The organism is Micromonospora sp. RTP1Z1 (assembly GCF_033804685.1).
Classification (GTDB): Bacteria; Actinomycetota; Actinomycetes; order Mycobacteriales; family Micromonosporaceae; genus Micromonospora.
Window position 1 is genome coordinate 26,797 of the sequence record NZ_JAPFQV010000057.1, and the last position, 17,093, is coordinate 43,889.

Genomic DNA, 17,093 nt, shown 5'->3' on the forward strand with positions numbered 1-17,093 from the left:
ACGACTGCCCGGCGGGCGGGCCGACGGACCCGACGGGGCCGTCCGGCAGAATCGTCGGGTGCCCGTCCACGAGATCACCGACCCCGACGACGACCGGATCGCCGACTACCGCGCGCTGACCGACGTCGAGCTGCGTACCCGCTGGGAGCCCCCGCACGGACTGTTCATCGCCGAGGGGGAGCTGGTGCTGCGGCGGGCGCTGCGGGCCGGCTACCCGGCCCGGTCGTACCTGGTGGACGCCAAGCGGGCCGACCAGCTCGCCGACCTCGACACCGGGGACGCCCCGGTCTACGCGGCCACCCCGGAGGTGCTCCAGCGGGCCACCGGCTTCCACGTGCACCGCGGGGTGCTCGCCTCGTTCCACCGCAAGCCGATGCCCAGCGCGGCCGAGGTGCTGGCCGGTGCCCGGCGGGCGGTCATCCTGGAGGACGTCAACAACCACACCAACCTCGGGGCAATTTTCAGGGCCGTGGCGGGACTGGGCGTCGACGCCGTTCTTCTTTCGCCCTCATGCGCCGACCCCCTTTACCGGCGCAGCGTCCGGGTCAGCATGGGTGAGGTCTTCGCCGTGCCGTACGCGAAGCTGGAGCCCTGGCCGGACGCACTCGCCGACGTCCGCACGGCCGGCTTCACGGTGCTGGCGATGACCCCGGCGCCGGACGCGGTGCCGATCCAGCGGCTCGACGCCGCGCGGCGGGCCCGCTCGGCGCTGCTGCTCGGCGCCGAGGGCGCCGGGCTGACCCGGGCGGCGATGGACGCCAGCGACGTCCGGGTGGTGATCCCGATGCGCCGCGGCGTGGACTCGCTGAACGTCGCGGCCGCCACGGCCGTCGCCTGCTGGGAGTTGGGCCGCGACGACCCGATGTGAGGGGGCCGTCGCACCCGTCCGGTCGTCTCCGGTCAGCGACGTCCGCCCCCGGGCCCGGTCAGGCCCGGTTCTTCGAGATCGGGGGTGACGCAGGGTAGCGTTGCCGCCGTGTTCCCTACCGTCCGTGAGGTCCTCGCGCTCGACCCGGTCCGCCACGGCGCCCCGCGCCTGGTCGCCGGGGAGGCGGGTCTGGACCAGCCGGTCCGCTGGGTGCACGTCACCGAGGTGCCGGACATCGCCACCCTGCTCGGCGGGCGGGAACTGGTGCTCACCACCGGCATCGGGCTGCCCGCCGACGACGCCGGCCTGCGCGCGTTCATCGGCGACCTGGCCGACGTCGGCGTCTCCGGCCTGGTGGTGGAGCTGGGCCGCCGGTACGTCAGCGGGGTGCCCCGGGTGATGGCGGCGGCCGCCGAGCGGCGCGGCCTGCCCCTGGTGGAGCTGCGGCGGGCCACGCCGTTCGTCCGGATCACCGAGGCGGTGCACGCGCTGATCGTGGACGCCCAGCTCACCGAGCTGCGTGCCACCGAGGAGATCCACCAGCGGTTCACCGAGCTCTCCGTCGAGGGCGCCGGCCCGACCGAGGTGGTCCGGCATGCCGCCGAGCTGGCCGGCTCCCCGGTGGTGCTGGAGAACCTGTCCCGGCAGGTGCTCGCGTACGACCCGGCGGGGGAGAACGCGGAGCTGCTGCTGGACGGCTGGGAGCAGCATTCCCGGCGGATCCGGCCGGCCGGGCGGACGGCGTACGACCCGGACAGCGGCTGGCTGGTGACCACGGTCGGCGCCCGGGGCCAGGACTGGGGGCGGCTGCTGCTGCGCTGGCCGGCCGGCACCCCGCCCACCCGGCTGACCATCCTGATCGAGCGGGCCGCCTCCACCCTGGCGCTCGGCCGGCTGATCCGTCGCGACGCCGAGGGGCTCGAACGGCAGCTCCACCGCACCCTGCTCACCGCCCTGCTCGACCATTCCCGGCCCGTCGACGAGGTGGCGCTGCGGGCGAAGGCGCTCGGCGTGGTGCTGGACCGCCGGCACCTGGTCGGCGTGGTGGTCCGGCACCGCGCGGACGACCCGGTCGGGGACGGCGCCGCCGCCGAGGCCGGCCCGGAGGCCGGCCCGGCCCGGCTGCGGGACCTCGCCGAGGCCGTCGGCCAGGCGCTGTGCGAGGCCAAGCTGACCGGACTCACCAGCGCCGTCGACGACCAGGCCGTCGGCGTGCTGCTCGCACTGCCCGACCCGGCCGTCGAGCAGAAGTCGCTCGCCGCGTTCGCCACCACGCTGCGTCGGGTACGCCTCGACGCCGCCCCGCCCCGCCCACCGGCCCCGCGGTCGGCCGTCGCCGCCGCCCTCGCCCGGCCGACTCCGGCCGGCACCGCTGTCGCCCGCCCCGCCGGCCCGGGCCCGGCGGCGGTGATCGTGGCCGCCGGATCGGGGGTGGGCAGCCTGCGGGAGGCCGGGCGGTCGCTGATCGAGGCGCGGCAGATCGCCGAGGCGGCCCGCCGGGACCGGCGGGACCTGCCGATCTTCCGGCTGCCGCACGTCGGTCTGGCCGGCCTGCTGCACCTGCTGCGGGACGAGCCGCGGTTGCAGACCTTCGTCGAGCGGGAACTCGGCGCGCTGCTCGCGTACGACGCCCAGCATCCCCGAGAGCAGCTGCTCGGCACCCTGCGGGCGTACCTGGAGCAGGGCCGGAACAAGTCGGCGGCGGCCGCCGCGGCGCACCTGTCGCGGCCGGCGTTCTATGAGCGGCTGGCCCGGATCGGCCGGATCCTCGACGTCGACCTCGACTCGGTCGAGGCCTGCCTCTCCCTGCACGTCGCCCTGCTCGCCCTGGACGCCGTCCGCACCCCCTGACCACCCCGCGTCCGGCTTCGGACCGGCCGGGGACGGTGGGGGTCAGGTCAGGTCAGGGCGGTGAGGGCCTTGGCGTACGCGGCGGGGACGAAGTTGGGGCCGCCGGGGGTGAAGACGTCCGAGGTGGCGGCGGCCGACCAGGCGGTGTCGGGGAGCGCGTCGACCAGGGCGCGGACCACCGGGGCGTCGCGCCACTGCCCCTGTTCGGCGAGGAGGCTCAACGCCACCACCGACTCCTCGACCTCACCCACGCACTCGAACGGCTTGTGCCCGTCCACGCCGAGCAGTTCCCGGTAGCCGGGGACCTGGGACTCGTCGGCCAGCAGGTCGCCGCCGAAGATGTGGGTGATCCGCTCGCGCGGCATGAACGGCGCCATGGCCAGGAAGACGAACCGGCACTTCGGGCAGTTCCGGCACCAGCGTTCGCTCGCGTCGCGCAGCTTGAACGCCGCGTTGCAGCTGGTCACCACGTCGTCGTACCGCTCGATCTCGGCGAAGAGCCGGGCGATGTGCAGCTCGGACAGCGAGCGCAGCAGGGAGAAGTACGGCTCGGTGAGGCCGGCGTGCTCGGCCAGCGCCGCCCGGAGCAGCCCCTCCGCCTCGACGCCCTTGGACCACTGGTGGTTGATCTCGTGACCGTTCCAGATCAGGTTCGGGTCGGACGCCGAGCGCTCGTTGGACATCACCACCGGACCCAGGCCGTGCAGCACGGCGGTGGCGACCGCGATCAGCGAGTTGATCGCGGTGACCGGGATGTGTCCGTTGAGCGCGCCGGCCGCGTTGAGGTCGAACAGCACCGGGTCGATCCGCCGGCGGGCGGCCAGCGGGGTCAGGTCGGAGGCCTGGTTGACCGCGACGATGACGTGGTTGGGGTTGACCGAGAAGGGCACCGGGTCGAAGCCGGCCCGGCGCAGCGCCTCCAGGCTGACGATGGAGTCCTTGCCGCCGCCGACGGCCGAGAGCGGGCGACGGTCCGAGTCGTCGTACACCCGGGTTGGGGTGACCTCGCCGGCCGGGACCTCCGGGCGCAGCTCCAGCACGTGCGGCAGCCGGTTGCGGTACGCGTACTCGGCGAGGCCCCTGGTGTAGACGGCGGTGACCAGCTCGGCGGCGGCTGCGCCCAACGGCGCCGGCAGCACCAGCCGGTGCGGCGCGGCGACCTTGTAGTAGCTGACCCCGGCGACCACGTGCAGCAGCTCGAGGACCCGGTCGAGGGTGGCGACGGTCTCGTCCGACGGGGGTTCGGCCGGCAGCGGGAGCGTGATCACCTCGGTGAACCGTTGCTCCCCGTGCGGGCCGGTGAGGGCGTAGTCGAACAACGCCTCGCCGGTGGAGAGGTCGATCGAGTAGGACGGGAAGGTGAAGGCGTCCATCCGCCGGAGCTGCTCGTTGGGCACACGCCATACTAGGCCCTGGTTCGTCCGGCCGTGTCCGGCTGCGTCGCACCCCGCCCGCCGATCGCGTCGAAACACCAGAGGAGAGAGCCCGTGCGCCTGTCTGACCTGCGCGGACGTACCGTCGCCGTCTGGGGGGCCGGCCGGGAGGGCCGGGCGGCGGTGACCGCGATCGCCGCGCACGGCCCGGCCGACCTGGTCGTCGTGGACGACAGCGCCAACTTCCTCACGCTGCCCTGGGAGGGGCCGCTCGCCGAGGCCGCGCCCCTGGTCACCGGCGAGACGGGCTTCGACCGGCTGGCCGCGGCCGACGTGGTGGTCCGCTCGCCGGGGGTGCCGAACACCCACCCGTGGATGGTCGAGCTGCGCCGCCGCGCCGTGCCCGTCACCCAGGGCAGCGCGCTGTGGATGGCCGACCACGCCGACCGTACGGTCGGGGTGACCGGCAGCAAGGGCAAGAGCACCACGTCCAGCCTGATCAGCCACCTGCTGACCGCGATGGACCGGCCCAACGTCTTCGGCGGCAACATCGGTGTGCCGCTGCTCGACCTGCCCGAGGCCGAGCTGTACGTGCTGGAGCTCTCCAGCTACCAGTGCGCCGACCTGACCGACTCGCCCCGGGTCGCCGTGGTCACCGCGCTCTTCCCGGAGCACCTGGACGCGCACGGCGGCGAGCGGGAGTACTACCAGGACAAGTTGAACCTGCTCGCGTACGGCCCGCGGACCGTGGTGGTCAACGGCGCCGACCCACGGCTCGCCCTGGAGCTGGGCGACCGCGCGGCCGTCCGCGCCGGCTCGACGGACACCGCCAACGTGGCCACCGGCCCGGACGGTACGCCCTGGTTCCATCTGGTCGACCAGCCGCTCTTCCCGCGCGCCGTGCTGCCGCTGGTCGGCCGGCACAACGAGGGCAACCTCTGCGTGGCGCTCGCCGTGCTCGACGCGCTCGGCGTCGACGTGGTCGCCCGGAAGGACACCCTCGCGCTCGCGGTCGCCGAGTTCCAGGGCCTCGCCCACCGGCTCACCGAGATCCCCGACCCGTCCGGCCTCACGTTCGTCGACGACACCCTCGCCACCAGCCCGTACGCGGCGATGCACGCGATCGACGCGTACGAGGGACGGCCGCTCACGGTGATCGTCGGCGGCACCGACCGGGGCCTGGACTACACCCCGCTGCGGGAGCACCTGGCCGAGCGGGAGATCACCGTCATCGGCATCCCGGACAGCGGCCCCCGGATCGTCGAGGCGCTCGCGGGGCTGCCGACGGTGCGTACCGAACTCGCCGACGACCTGGTCGCCGCGGTGGCGCTGTCCCGCAAGCTCACCCCGGCCGGCGGGGTGGTGCTGCTCTCCCCGGCCGCCCCCAGCTACGGCCGGTTCCGCAACTTCGAGCACCGCTCCGAGGTCTTCGCCCAAGCGGTCGCCGACACCGCCCGCTGACGCCGGCCCGAGGCGCGCCCGCCCGCCGGTCAGCCGGGCGGCAGCGTGGCGTGCAGGGCGCGCAGGGACCGGATCGCCGAGCGGATCTCCTGGAGGTACCGCCCGGGGGTGAGGGTGGGTTCCGGCACCCGGGGCAGCGCGGCCAGCGCCGGGTCGGCGCCGACCGTGTCGATCCGGCAGCCGTACGGCACGGCCAGGGTGCGCAGCGCGTCGCAGTGCTGGAACGGCACGTAGATCGGCGCGGTCACCATCAGCACCGGGTCACCGGCACGCAGCCGCACGTGCTCCGCCCAGAACCGCTGGGTGTCGGCGGTGTGCGCCCGCCGCCGCTCCGGCTCGCTGGACGGGGCGGCGAGCACCCGCACCGGGGGCAGCCCGGCCGGCCGGTAGGTCCGCGACGACCACGAGTGGTGCGGGTGGCCGCCGTCGTGGCCGTCCTCCTCGACCGGCGCGGCGAGCCCGAACGAGCGCCGCACGGCGGCGTCCAACGCCTCCACCTCGGTCTCCGCGCCGAGCCCCACGCCGGCCAGGACCTGCCGCTCGACCCGGCTCAGGGGCCGGAAGCTGCCCAGCACCGCCACCTCCCCGGTCACCGCCGGGCCCGTACGCAGCAGGTGCGCGGCGTACGCGACCCGCCGCAGGCAGGCGTGGGCCAGGCCGCCGAGCACCACCAGGTGGGCGTACCGGGGCCGCGGTGGGGGGAGCGCCCGGATCAGGCCGAGCGCGGCGGCCGAGTCCAGAATGAGCGCCACCGTGCCGAGGTCGAAGGCCGGTTCGCGGGCCTCGGGGCGTTCCCGACCGTCCCGGAAGTCCCAGTGCCGGGCCGAGAAGTCGTCCAGCCCGGCCAGCACCGCCGTCAGGTCCCCGGCCGGCCAGTCGCCGCCGAAGTGCCCGACCAGGCCACGGAGCGGGGGCGACTCCACCCAGGTCCGTACGCCGGCCGTCAGCTCCGCACCGGTGGTCCCGGCCGGCAGTGCCACCTCGACTGTCCGCACCGGCTGGATGCTACCGCCGGCGTGCGGTCTCGTCGGTCCATCGTCCCGCCGCTGCGGAATGAGTGGTTGACCAGCGCGGTGACGGGCGGAAAGGTGAGCGGCGATCACGCTCCACCCCGGAAACCGCAGTGCGACGGTTGACGCCGTGTCAGGCCCGCACCGTCGCTGCGCTACACAGTGACAGTTGTCCCTGCCGCCCCCTCGGTGAAAGCGTGCGGGGACGCCAACCGCCGCTGAAGGGTGCCACCACGATGACCTCCGACGACCTGCTGGCCCGGCACCGGGCCGTGCTCCCGTCCTGGATGCCGCTCTACTACGACGAGCCGATCGAGCTGGTCTCCGGTTCGGGTCGCCGGGTGACCGACGCGCAGGGGCGCAGCTACCTGGACTTCTTCGGCGGCGTGCTGACCAACATGGTCGGCTACGACATCCCGGAGATCCGGGAGGCGGTGCAGCGGCAGCTCGCCACCGGCATCGTGCACAGCTCCACGCTCTACCTGATCCGCCAGCAGGTCGAGCTGGCCGAGAAGGTCGCCCGGGTCTCCGGCATCCCCGACGCCCGGGTCTTCTTCACCAATTCCGGCACCGAGGCGAACGAGGCGGCGCTGCTGGTCGCCACCAACTACCGCCGCTCGCACCAGATCCTCGCGGTGCGCAACAGCTACCACGGCCGGTCATACGCCGCGATGGGCGTCACCGGCAACCGCAGCTGGTCGGCCAGCGCGCTCAACCCGCTCCAGGTGGCCTGGCTGCACTCCGGCGAACGGGTCCGCGGCCTGCTCTCGCGGCTCGGCCCCGACGAGCAGGTCGACGCGGCGGTGGAGGACCTGCGCGAGGTCCTCGCCACGCAGACCGCCGGCGACGTGGCCTGCCTGATCGCCGAGCCGATCCAGGGCGTCGGCGGCTTCGTGCACCCGCCGGACGGGCTCTTCGCCGGCTGGAAGAAGGTGCTCGACGAGTCGGGCATCCTGTTCGTCTCCGACGAGGTGCAGACCGGCTGGGGCCGCACCGGCGAGCACTTCTGGGGCTACCAGGCGCACGGCGTCACCCCGGACCTGCTCACCTTCGCCAAGGGCATCGGCAACGGCTTCGCCCTCGCCGGGGTGGTCGGCCGGGCCGACGTGCTGGAGTCGGTGCCGGCGATCAGCTTCTCCACCTTCGGCGGCAACCCGATCTCCACCGCCGCCGGCAACGCGGTCCTCGACTACCTGCTCGACCACGATCTCCAGGCCAACGCCGCCCGCGTCGGCGCGATCCTCGCCGAGGGCCTGCGGTCCGCGGTGGGCGGTCTCGACTGCGTCGCCGAGGTACGCGGCAAGGGGTTGATGCTCGGGGTCGAGTTCGTCCGCCCGGGCACCACCGAGCCGGACCCGGCGATGACGGTCCGGGTCTTCGAGGCGTGCCGGGCCGGCGGCCTGCTCGCCGGCAAGGGCGGCCTCTACGGCAACGTGCTGCGGATGGGCCCGCCGCTGACGCTGACCGAGGAGGAGGCCCGCGAGGGGCTGGCCATCCTGGTCGACGCGATCCGCACCTCGGCGGTGACCGCATGAGCATCGGACACTTCATCGACGGCAAGCGGGTCGGCGGCAGCTCCGAGCGGCGGGCCGACGTCTTCGACCCGGCGACCGGCCGGCGTACCGGCCAGGTGGAGCTGGCCTCGGCCGCGGACGTCGCGGGCGCGGTGGATGCCGCCGAGCGGGCCGCGCGGGCCTGGCGGGACGCCTCCCTGGCCAAGCGGACGGCGGTGCTCTTCGCCTTCCGGGAGCTGGTCAAGGCGCGGCGCGGCCGGCTCGCCGAGGTGATCACCGCCGAGCACGGCAAGGTGCTCGCGGACGCCGCCGGCGAGGTGCAGCGCGGCCTGGAGGTGATCGAGTACGCCTGCGGCATCCCCTCCGCGGTGCGCGGCGGCTTCAGCGAGAACGTCTCCACCGAGGTCGACTCGTACAGTCTGCGGCAGCCGCTGGGCGTGGTCGCGGTGATCTCGCCGTTCAACTTCCCGGTGATGGTGCCGCTGTGGTTCGTGCCGGTGGCGGTCGCCTGCGGCAACGCGGTGGTGCTCAAGCCGAGCGAGAAGGACCCCAGCGCGGCGTTGCTGCTGGCCGAGTGGTTCGTCGAGGCGGGCCTGCCCGACGGCGTGCTGAACGTGGTCAACGGCGACAAGGAGGCGGTCGACGCGCTGCTCGACCACCCGGGCGTGAAGGCGGTCTCGTTCGTCGGCTCCACCCCGGTCGCCCGGTACGTGCACCAGCGCGGGTCGCTGGCCGGCAAGCGGGTGCAGGCGCTCGGCGGGGCGAAGAACCACATGGTGGTGCTCCCGGACGCCGACCTGGACCTGGCTGCCGACGCGGCGGTGAACGCCGGCTTCGGCTCGGCGGGGGAGCGGTGCATGGCGATCTCCGCCCTGGTCGCGGTGGGGCCGGTCGCCGACGCCCTGGTCGCGAAGATCGCCGAACGGATGACCCGGCTGCGCACCGGGGACGGCCGGCGCGGCTGCGACATGGGCCCCCTGGTCACCGCCGCGCACGCGGCGAAGGTCCGCTCCTATGTGGAGTCCGGGGTCGAGGCCGGCGCGGTGCCGGTGGTGGACGGCCGGGACGTCACCCCGGACGGCGAGGCGGACGGCTTCTGGCTGGGCCCGACCCTCTTCGACCACGTCACCCCGGAGATGTCGATCTACACCGACGAGATCTTCGGCCCGGTGCTCAGCGTCGTCCGGGTCGGCTCGTACGACGAGGCGGTCGACCTGGTCAACGCCAACCCGTACGGCAACGGCACGGCGATCTTCACCAACGACGGCGGCGCCGCCCGGCGCTACCAGCACGAGGTGGAGGTGGGCATGGTCGGGATCAACGTGCCGATCCCGGTGCCGATGGCCTACTACTCCTTCGGCGGCTGGAAGTCCTCGCTCTTCGGCGACCTGCACGCGCACGGCGCCGACGGAGTGTCCTTCTTCACCCGGGGCAAGGTGGTCACCAGCCGTTGGCTCGACCCGCGCCACGGCGGGGTCAACCTCGGCTTCCCCACCCAGACCTGAGCAGCCGCAGCACCCCCGCCCCGGCCAGGTACGCGACCAGCGCCGGGGCGGGCAGCCCCAGCGGTTCCGGGGCGGCCTTGCGGGTCAGGCTGTTCAGCAGCAGCCCGGCGACCACGCCGGCGTATCCGGCCACCGCGAGCGCGGTGCGGACCGACCCGCCGGGGGTGGGCTCGCCGTGGCGGCGGGTGCGGGCCTCGATCGGCCCGAAGACGGCGACGAGTGCGGCCAGCACCACGGTGAGGGTGAGCAGCCAGGGCACCCGCCATGCCCACCAGTCCGCCGAGCCGACGCGCGGGGTGGGCAGCACCCCGAGGGCGTTGAGCACGCCGATCAGCAGCACGGCGGCGGTCAGGTGCCAGAGGAAGATGGTCAGCACCACCGAGTTCACCGCGATCACCGCCTGCCAGGGTCCGGGGCGGCGCAGCCAGCGCTCGGCCGGGTCGTGCAGCAGCAGGATCAGCCCGAGCTGGGCGGTGGCCACGGCGAGCAGCGCCAGGCTCGGCGGCGCGGCGTTGTCCAGCCGCTCGCCGGGCACGTTGAGCATCACCACCGGGTACGGCCCGACGATCGTCAGCAGCACCAGCGCGGCCAGCCCGCCCCCCAGCAGCACCGCGCCGGCGCGCCGGGAGGTGGGCAGTCGTCGACGCCGCGGTGTCGACGGGGAGCGGGCGTCGTACCAGGCGAAGCCGAGCTGGTGCACGGCCAGCCAGCCGAAGAGGTAGTTCCCGGTCGCCAGGCCGGCGGGCCCGAGCAGCCGGCCCAGGTCGCCGAGCGCCACGAGGCCGACGAGCACCAGCGGCACGAGCAGCCCGAAGCGGCGGTGCAGCGCGTACATCGGCGGGGTCAGCGGGACCACGATCAGGTAGGCGACGAGGAACCAGAGCGGGATGGTGGCGAACCAGACCACGGTGCGGATCTCGACCGGGTCGGCGCCGCGGAGCCGGGCGACCGCCGCGCCGAGCGTCAGCACCACCACCAGCGCGGTGGTGGGGCGGATCAGCCGGGCGCTCCGGTCGACCAGCCAGCCGGTGGCGTCGCCGCCCCGGGACCGGCGGGCGGTCAGCGACGCGGCGTTGGCGTACCCGCCGACCAGGAAGAAGACCGGTATCACCTGGGCCACCCAGGTCAGCGGCCAGGCCCACGGCAGGTCGCCCAGGGCGGAGTGCCCGGTAGGGCGCCCGGCGCGGTCGTACCCGATGACGGTCACTCCCCAGTGACCGATGACGACCATGATGATGGCGAGTGCCCGGAGCAGGTCGACGTAGCGCTCCCGCCCCGCCGGTGTGCGCTCGGCGAGCTGCCGCAGGCGGCGCATGAGCCCAGGCTATGCCAGCCGGCGCTGGCCGGTGGTGATAACGGTTCGGCCGTCGGGTCTTGTGGTCCGCGCCGCACTGTCGTAGAAATTCTTCAGCAGCATTCTACGAACTGAAGACAAGCAACACACGACACCCCCGTGCCTCGTGGCCGCGACCCGCCATCCCCAGGCCCGGCGGGCCGCCCGTACCCGAACCGAGGAGCTGTGATGAACAGGCGTGAGATCATGCGGCGCACCGCCGCCGCCGGCCTGCTGGCCACCCCCGCCGCCGGTCTGCTCGCCGGCTGTGCCACCTCCGGTGGCGACGACAAGAGCGACACCGGCGCCTACAAGGGCACCAAGAGCGAGCAGAACCCGCTCGGCGTCAAGGAGGACGCCCCGCTCGAGGTGGTGATCTTCAACGGCGGCTTCGGCGAGGAGTACGCCAAGAGCCACGAGGCCATGTACAAGGAGAAGTACCCCAAGGCCGAGATCAAGCACTCCGCCACCCAGGAGATCAACAAGACCCTCCAGCCGCGCTTCGTCGACGGCACCCCGCCGGACATGGTCAACAACTCCGGCGCCGGCCAGATCGACCCCGGCGGCCTGGTCTCCCAGAACGCCCTCGCCGACCTCGGCGACCTGCTCGCCGCCCCGAGCCTCGACATCCCCGGCAAGACCGTCAAGGAGACGCTGCTGCCCGGCGCCGTCGAGGTCGGCTCGTACGACGGCAAGTTCCTGGTGATGAACTACACCTACACCGTCTACGGCATCTGGCACTCCACCAAGCTCTTCACGGAGCGCAACTGGCAGTACGCGAAGACCTGGGACGAGCACATCGCGCTCTGCAAGCAGATCAAGGCCGCCGGCATCGCCCCCTGGACGTACGCCGGCATTCACCCGCGCTACATGAGCTGGCCGCTGATCTCCACCGCGATCAAGTTCGGCGGCCCCTCGGTCGCCACCGCGATCGACAACCTGGAGCCGAACGCCTGGAAGTCCGACGCGATGAAGGCGGCGGCCGACGCCTGGCACCAGATCGTCAAGGACAAGTACATCCTGGAGGGCTCGCCCGGCCTCGACCACAAGCAGTCGCAGACCGCGTGGTGCCAGGGCAAGGCCGCCTTCATCTCCTGCGGTTCCTGGCTGGAGAGCGAGCAGAAGGACGTCACCCCGGCCGGGTTCAACATGACCGTCGCGCCGACGCCGAGCCTGGGCAGCGGCGACAAGCTGCCCTTCGAGGCGATCCGGGGTACGGCCGGCGAGCCGTTCATCGTGCCGGCCAAGGCCAAGAACGTGGCCGGCGGCCTGGAGTACCTGCGGGTGATGCTCTCCAAGAAGGGCGCCCAGGACTTCACCAAGAAGGTCGCCAGCCTGACCGTGGTCGCCGGCACGACCGAGGGCGTCGAGCTGCCGTTCGGGCTGACGACCGTGGTCAAGGCGTTGGAAGCCTCCGGGTCCAACGGTTTCAACTGGGTCTACAACAACTACTACCGCAAGCTGGAGCGCAACCTCGTCGACGCCGCCTGCGGCGAGTTCTTCAGCGGCCGGTCCACCCCGGCGGAGTTCCTCGACCAGTGCCAGAAGGGCGCAGACTCGATCGCCCAGGACAGCTCGATCAGGAAGTACAAGCGGGCCGCGTGACGTCCCCGGTGGGGGCGGGCCCCGCCCGCCCCCACCGACCGAAACAGGGAGGGTCGCGCAGGTGCGACATGGCAGATACCCGCTGATCGTCAGCTTCCTGCTGCCGCCGCTGGTGCTGTACGGCGTCTTCGTGCTCTCGCCGTACCTTCAGGCCTTTCAGATCTCGACCACCGGCTGGCTGGGGTATTCCGCGCAGGCCGACCCGGTCGGCATGGCCAACTTCCGCACCCTGCTGCACGACGGCTACGTCTGGAACGCGTTGGAGAACAACGCGATCCTGCTGGCCGTGGTGCCGGTGCTGACCATCGCGCTCGGCCTCTTCTTCGCCACCATGCTCACCATGGGCGGGCGCAAGGGCCGGGCCGGGGTCTCCGGGGTACGCGGCACCTCCGTCTACCGGCTGGTCTACTTCTTCCCGCAGGTGCTCTCGGTCGTGATCATCGCGCTGCTCTGGAAGGAGATCTACCACCCCAACAGCGGCCTGCTCAACGGTGCGCTGCGGGCCCTGGGCCTGCCCGCGCCGACCTGGCTGGGCGACCCGCGATTCGCCTTCTGGTGCGTGCTGGCGGTGATGGTGTGGAGCAACGTCGGCTTCTACGTCGTGCTCTTCGGCGCCGCCATGCAGGCCATCCCGCGCGACATCTACGAGGCGGTGCTGCTCGACGGCGCCTCCCGGGCGGTGATGCTGCGGAAGATCACCATCCCGCTGCTCTGGGACACCGTCCAGGTGGCCTGGATCTACCTGTCCATCGCCGCGTTGGACGGCTTCATCCTGGTCCAGTTGATGACCAACGGCGGACCGAACTTCTCCTCCGACGTGATCGGCATGCGGATGTACGACACCGCGTTCGGCAGCGAGACCAAGTTCGGGTACGCCTCGGCGATCGGCGTGGTGATGTTCTTCCTGACCCTCGCGGTAGCGGTGCTGGCGCTGCGGGCCGCCCGGCGCGATCGGATCGAGTACTAGTGACCACTGTGGATGAGACGACGCCTGCCGCCGTGGCCACGCCCCGGTCGGCGGACCGGCCGCTGCGCCGGGAACTGGGCGTGGCGAACGCCTTCTCGCACACCTTCCTGCTGCTCTGGGCGGCGATGACCATCCTGCCGCTGGCCTGGATGTTGCTCAGCTCGCTGAAGAGCAACAGCGAGATCCTGGCCGACCCGTGGGGGCTGCCCGGCGAGCTGCGGCTGGACAACTGGGCGCGGGCCTGGACGAAGGCGCACATCGGCCAGTACTTCCTGAACAGCGCGATGGTGGTGGCCGGCTCGCTGACCCTGACCATGCTGTTCGGCGCGGCGGCCGCGTACGTCTTCGCCCGGTACGAGTTCCGCGGCCGGCAGGTGGTCTACTACCTGTTCGTCGGCGGGATGATGTTCCCGGTCTTCCTGGCCCTCGTGCCGCTCTTCTTCGTGGTCCGCAACGCCGGGCTCTTCGGCACCTGGACCGGTCTGATCCTGGTGTACGCGGCGTACTCGCTGCCGTTCACGGTGTTCTTCCTGACCGCGTTCTTCCGGACCCTGCCGACCTCGGTGGCGGAGGCCGCACTGATCGACGGCTGTGGTCACTTCCGGCTCTTCTTCCGGGTGATGCTGCCGATGGCACGACCGGGACTGATCAGTGTCGGCATTTTCAATTTCCTCAGCCACTGGAACCAGTTCCTGCTGCCGCAGGTCCTGATGCAGGGCGACGAGTCGAAGTGGATGCTCGCCCAGGGATTGAACGCGCTCGCCGTCAACCAGGGCTACGCCGGCGACTACGCGCAACTCTTCGCCGGCCTGACCATCGCGGTCCTCCCGGTCCTGGTGGTGTACATGACGTTCCAGCGGCAGATCCAGGCGGGGCTCACCGCGGGCCAGCTCAAGTGAGGTGTCGCCCGCCACGGAAAACGGGGCAGCGGGGTCGCCGGCCACTCCTCTATGGTGGACCGGCACATTCACCGGATTGACGGGGATCACATGTTTGAACTTGTCTACGAAATCCTGCTGATGCTCGGCGGCATCGCGATGATCGTCATCGGTCTCGCGATCCCCGAGCAGGGCAAGGGCTCCCGGATCCTGAACATCGTCGTGGGCCTCGCCTTCTTCTGCTACGGCTTCTACCTGATGTTCCTCGCTCCCGTGGGCAGTAGGTACACGATCTTCTTCTACGCCTTCATCCTGCCGGTCCTGCTGATCGTCCGGGCCGTGAAGGCGCGCAAGGAGGCCAGGGAGCAGGCCGCCGCGCAGCAGTTCGCCGCCCAGGGCCATCCAGGCCAGCCCGTGCAGGGTTGGACGGCTCCCGAGGGGCAGCCCGGCCCGTACGGCCACGCGCCGCAGGGGCAGCCCGGCTACCCGGCCCCGCAGGGCCAGTACGGCGCAGCCCCGCAGGCCCACCACGGCCAGGCGCCGCAGGGCCAGCCCGGCTACCCGGCGCCGCAGGGGCAGTACGGCCACCCGCAGGGTCAGCAGGGTTATCCGACCAGCTGACCGCGTACCTCTGAGCAGGCCGGTCGACGGCGTCGGCCGGCCTGCTCTCGATTTGACCGGTAGGAAATCTCCTACCTATTGTGGTGGCATGACCGTGACCCATGTGCAGCTCGTCTCCGTGCCCGTCAGCGACCAGGACCGGGCCCGCGACTTCTACGTCGACACCCTCGGCTTCGACCTGATCTGGGACAACCCGATGGGCCCCGGCGGCCGCTGGGTGCAGGTCGCGCCGAAGGGGGCCGCCACCGCCCTGACCCTGGTCACCTGGTTCCCGACCATGCCGCCCGGCTCGCTCAAGGGCCTCGTCCTGGAGACCGACGACCTCGACGGCGACGTGGCCGCGCTGCGCGGCCGGGGGGTGGCGTTCGCCGACGGCGGGATCCAGACCGCACCGTGGGGCCGGTACGTCACCTTCGACGACCCGGACGGCAACGGCATCGTGCTCCAGGCGACCCGTGTCTGAGGGGGACGTCTTCGCGGCGCTGGCCAACCCCACCCGGCGGGAGCTGCTCCGGCTGCTGCTCGAGCGGGGCGAGCAGCCGGTGCAGCGGCTCGCCGACCACTTCGACATGCGCCGCCCCAGCCTGTCCGAGCACCTCAAGGTGCTCAGGGACGCCGGGCTGGTGGTGGAGCAGCCGGTCGGCCGGCAGCGGCTCTACTCGCTGCGCCCCGAGCCGTTGCGGGAGGTCGCGGACTGGCTCGGGCCGTACGAGCGGTTCTGGCGCGCCCGCCTCGCCGCCCTGCGCGACGTGCTGGACGGGCTGCCCGATGAGTGACCCGGCGACCATCGCGGTGGACCAGTTCCTGGCCCACCCGCCGGCCAAGGTCTGGCGGGCCTTGACCGATTCTGATCTGCTGGCGCGCTGGCTGATGCCGAACGACTTCCGCCCCGTTCCGGGTCACCGCTTCACCTTTCGCACCGAGCCGCGGCCCGGCCAGGGCTTCGACGGGGTGGTGCACTGCGAGGTGTTGGAGATCGACCCGCCGCGCCGGCTGCGCTGGGCCTGGCGCGGCGGTCGGCTGGACACCGTGGTCACCTGGACCCTCGCCCCCGAGGGGCGGGGCACCCGGCTCTTCCTCGAGCACGCCGGCTTCGACCCGGACGACCCGGTGCAACGTCGCACGTTCACCCTGCTCGACGGCGGTTGGCGCACGTACGTCTGGCGCCGCCTCGAGGCGGCGCTGACCGGTTTCGATTGACGTCCTCTCCGCCCTGAAGGACGGAGATTCCCTCCACGCTGCGCGTGGAACACGCGGCGTTCGGGTGGGTTACCGCTTCGCCGCGCGGTGCCACCATTGCTGGTGGTCTGACCCGCGCTCCACGGTCGTTTGAGTTGTCCGCCCGTCCGGCGGCCAACACGTTCATCGCGGCGTTGACGTCCCGGTCGTGGGTCGTCGCGCACGGGCAGTCCCACGCTCGGACGTTGAGCGCCATCTTGTCGTTGATTCGTCCGCAGTCGGAGCACATCCGGGTGGAGGGGAAGAACCGGTCCACCCGGGCGAAGGTACGCCCGTACCGGGCGGCCTTGTACTCCAACATGCCGGTGAAACTGGCCCAGCCGGCGTCGTGTACGGACTTCGCGAGCCGGGTCCGGCCGAGACCGGCAACGCACAGGTCCTCGACGTACACCGCTTGGTTGTCGCGGATGATCGCCGTGGACAGTTTGTGCTGCCAGTCCCGCCGGGTGTCGGCCACCCGCGCGTGCGCGCGAGCGACCTTCACGACGGCCGTCTTGCGGTTCTGACTGCCCCGCTGCTTGCGGGACAGAGCCTGTTGCCGCCGCTTGAGCTTGCGCGCGGCACGGCGCAGGAACTTCGGGGCGGCCACCTTCGTGCCGTCGGACAGCACCGCGAAGTGGGTCAGGCCCAGGTCGATACCCACCTCGGAGTCCGTGGCCGGCAGTGTCTCGTCCTGGCTGGTCTGCACGACGAACGACGCGAAGTACCGCCCGGCCGCATCCTTGACCACCGTCACAGACGAAGGCTCGGACGGCAGCGTGCGTGACCAGCGCACCTCCAGGTCGCCGATCTTCGGCAGCCGCAGCCGGCCGTTGCCTAGCACCTTGAACCGGGAGTTCTTCGTGAACCGGATGGCCTGCCGGTTGTC

16 protein-coding genes are annotated in these 17,093 nt (G+C 72.3%); 12 read left to right on the forward strand and 4 right to left on the reverse strand.

Annotated features, from left to right (window positions below):
* Positions 1 to 4: 4 nt before the first annotated feature.
* A complete protein-coding gene (locus tag SLP03_RS24260) occupies positions 5 to 868 on the forward strand; it encodes an RNA methyltransferase (RefSeq protein WP_319462946.1) in 864 nt (287 codons plus the stop codon).
* Between the two features lie 108 nt (positions 869 to 976).
* Positions 977 to 2,719, forward strand: a complete 1,743-nt coding sequence (locus SLP03_RS24265) for a PucR family transcriptional regulator (protein ID WP_319462929.1) — start codon at positions 977 to 979, stop codon at positions 2,717 to 2,719.
* Between the two features lie 47 nt (positions 2,720 to 2,766).
* On the opposite strand, the gene SLP03_RS24270 is transcribed toward SLP03_RS24265, so the two are convergent.
* A complete protein-coding gene (locus SLP03_RS24270) occupies positions 2,767 to 4,116 on the reverse strand; it encodes a hypothetical protein (protein ID WP_319462930.1) in 1,350 nt (449 codons plus the stop codon).
* A gap of 90 nt (positions 4,117 to 4,206) precedes the next feature.
* On the opposite strand from SLP03_RS24270, the gene murD reads away from it, so the two are divergent.
* Positions 4,207 to 5,553 (forward strand): UDP-N-acetylmuramoyl-L-alanine--D-glutamate ligase, encoded by a 1,347-nt coding sequence (murD, locus tag SLP03_RS24275; protein ID WP_319462931.1) that lies wholly within the window; start codon positions 4,207 to 4,209, stop codon positions 5,551 to 5,553.
* Between the two features lie 29 nt (positions 5,554 to 5,582).
* On the opposite strand, the gene SLP03_RS24280 is transcribed toward murD, so the two are convergent.
* A complete protein-coding gene (locus SLP03_RS24280) occupies positions 5,583 to 6,548 on the reverse strand; it encodes a hypothetical protein (protein WP_319462932.1) in 966 nt (321 codons plus the stop codon).
* Positions 6,549 to 6,799: 251 nt separating this feature from the next.
* Here SLP03_RS24280 and SLP03_RS24285 point away from each other — a divergent pair, with 251 nt between their 5' ends.
* Positions 6,800 to 8,098, forward strand: a complete 1,299-nt coding sequence (locus SLP03_RS24285; RefSeq protein ID WP_319462933.1) for an aspartate aminotransferase family protein — start codon at positions 6,800 to 6,802, stop codon at positions 8,096 to 8,098.
* Entirely contained in the window at positions 8,095 to 9,582 is a 1,488-nt protein-coding gene (locus tag SLP03_RS24290; protein ID WP_319462934.1) for a CoA-acylating methylmalonate-semialdehyde dehydrogenase, read from the forward strand. The genes SLP03_RS24285 and SLP03_RS24290 overlap by 4 nt, the downstream gene beginning before the upstream one ends.
* Here SLP03_RS24290 and SLP03_RS24295 read toward each other — a convergent pair.
* Positions 9,554 to 10,897, reverse strand: a complete 1,344-nt coding sequence (locus SLP03_RS24295; protein WP_319462935.1) for an acyltransferase — start codon at positions 10,895 to 10,897, stop codon at positions 9,554 to 9,556. The genes SLP03_RS24290 and SLP03_RS24295 overlap by 29 nt on opposite strands.
* A 207-nt stretch (positions 10,898 to 11,104) precedes the next feature.
* Between SLP03_RS24295 and ngcE the strand changes: the two genes are divergently transcribed.
* The 7 genes from ngcE (at position 11,105) to SLP03_RS24330 (ending at position 16,186) form a co-directional block, all read left to right on the forward strand.
* Positions 11,105 to 12,520: an N-acetylglucosamine/diacetylchitobiose ABC transporter substrate-binding protein gene (ngcE, locus tag SLP03_RS24300; protein ID WP_319462936.1), complete on the forward strand. Its 1,416-nt coding sequence runs from the start codon at positions 11,105 to 11,107 to the stop codon at positions 12,518 to 12,520.
* A gap of 61 nt (positions 12,521 to 12,581) precedes the next feature.
* Positions 12,582 to 13,487: a sugar ABC transporter permease gene (locus SLP03_RS24305; RefSeq protein ID WP_319462937.1), complete on the forward strand. Its 906-nt coding sequence runs from the start codon at positions 12,582 to 12,584 to the stop codon at positions 13,485 to 13,487.
* Positions 13,487 to 14,386, forward strand: a complete 900-nt coding sequence (locus SLP03_RS24310) for a carbohydrate ABC transporter permease (RefSeq protein ID WP_413644741.1) — start codon at positions 13,487 to 13,489, stop codon at positions 14,384 to 14,386. The genes SLP03_RS24305 and SLP03_RS24310 overlap by 1 nt, the downstream gene beginning before the upstream one ends.
* Before the next feature lie 90 nt (positions 14,387 to 14,476).
* Entirely contained in the window at positions 14,477 to 14,986 is a 510-nt protein-coding gene (locus SLP03_RS24315; RefSeq protein ID WP_319462938.1) for a hypothetical protein, read from the forward strand.
* 88 nt (positions 14,987 to 15,074) lie between these two features.
* Entirely contained in the window at positions 15,075 to 15,449 is a 375-nt protein-coding gene (locus SLP03_RS24320; protein ID WP_319462939.1) for a glyoxalase superfamily protein, read from the forward strand.
* Positions 15,442 to 15,762, forward strand: coding sequence for a metalloregulator ArsR/SmtB family transcription factor (locus SLP03_RS24325; protein ID WP_319462940.1), 321 nt, complete (start codon positions 15,442 to 15,444; stop codon positions 15,760 to 15,762). Before SLP03_RS24320 ends, SLP03_RS24325 begins: the two co-directional genes overlap by 8 nt.
* A complete protein-coding gene (locus SLP03_RS24330; RefSeq protein ID WP_319462941.1) occupies positions 15,755 to 16,186 on the forward strand; it encodes an SRPBCC domain-containing protein in 432 nt (143 codons plus the stop codon). Before SLP03_RS24325 ends, SLP03_RS24330 begins: the two co-directional genes overlap by 8 nt.
* Here SLP03_RS24330 and SLP03_RS24335 read toward each other — a convergent pair.
* On the reverse strand, positions 16,113 to 17,093 hold a 981-nt coding region (locus tag SLP03_RS24335; protein ID WP_319462942.1), incomplete at its 5' end, for a transposase. The two genes, SLP03_RS24330 and SLP03_RS24335, sit on opposite strands and share 74 nt — an antisense overlap.

What these genes read in the sequence shown, in the direction of transcription:
- SLP03_RS24320 (WP_319462939.1), top strand. Translation starts at nt 15,075, where the DNA reads ATGACCGTGACCCATGTGCAGCTCGTCTCCGTGCCCGTCAGCGACCAG.
- SLP03_RS24315 (WP_319462938.1), top strand. Translation starts at nt 14,477, where the DNA reads ATGTTTGAACTTGTCTACGAAATCCTGCTGATGCTCGGCGGCATCGCG.
- SLP03_RS24290 (WP_319462934.1), top strand. Translation starts at nt 8,095, where the DNA reads ATGAGCATCGGACACTTCATCGACGGCAAGCGGGTCGGCGGCAGCTCC.
- SLP03_RS24295 (WP_319462935.1), bottom strand. Translation starts at nt 10,897, where the DNA reads ATGCGCCGCCTGCGGCAGCTCGCCGAGCGCACACCGGCGGGGCGGGAG.
- SLP03_RS24285 (WP_319462933.1), top strand. Translation starts at nt 6,800, where the DNA reads ATGACCTCCGACGACCTGCTGGCCCGGCACCGGGCCGTGCTCCCGTCC.
- ngcE (WP_319462936.1), top strand. Translation starts at nt 11,105, where the DNA reads ATGAACAGGCGTGAGATCATGCGGCGCACCGCCGCCGCCGGCCTGCTG.
- SLP03_RS24330 (WP_319462941.1), top strand. Translation starts at nt 15,755, where the DNA reads ATGAGTGACCCGGCGACCATCGCGGTGGACCAGTTCCTGGCCCACCCG.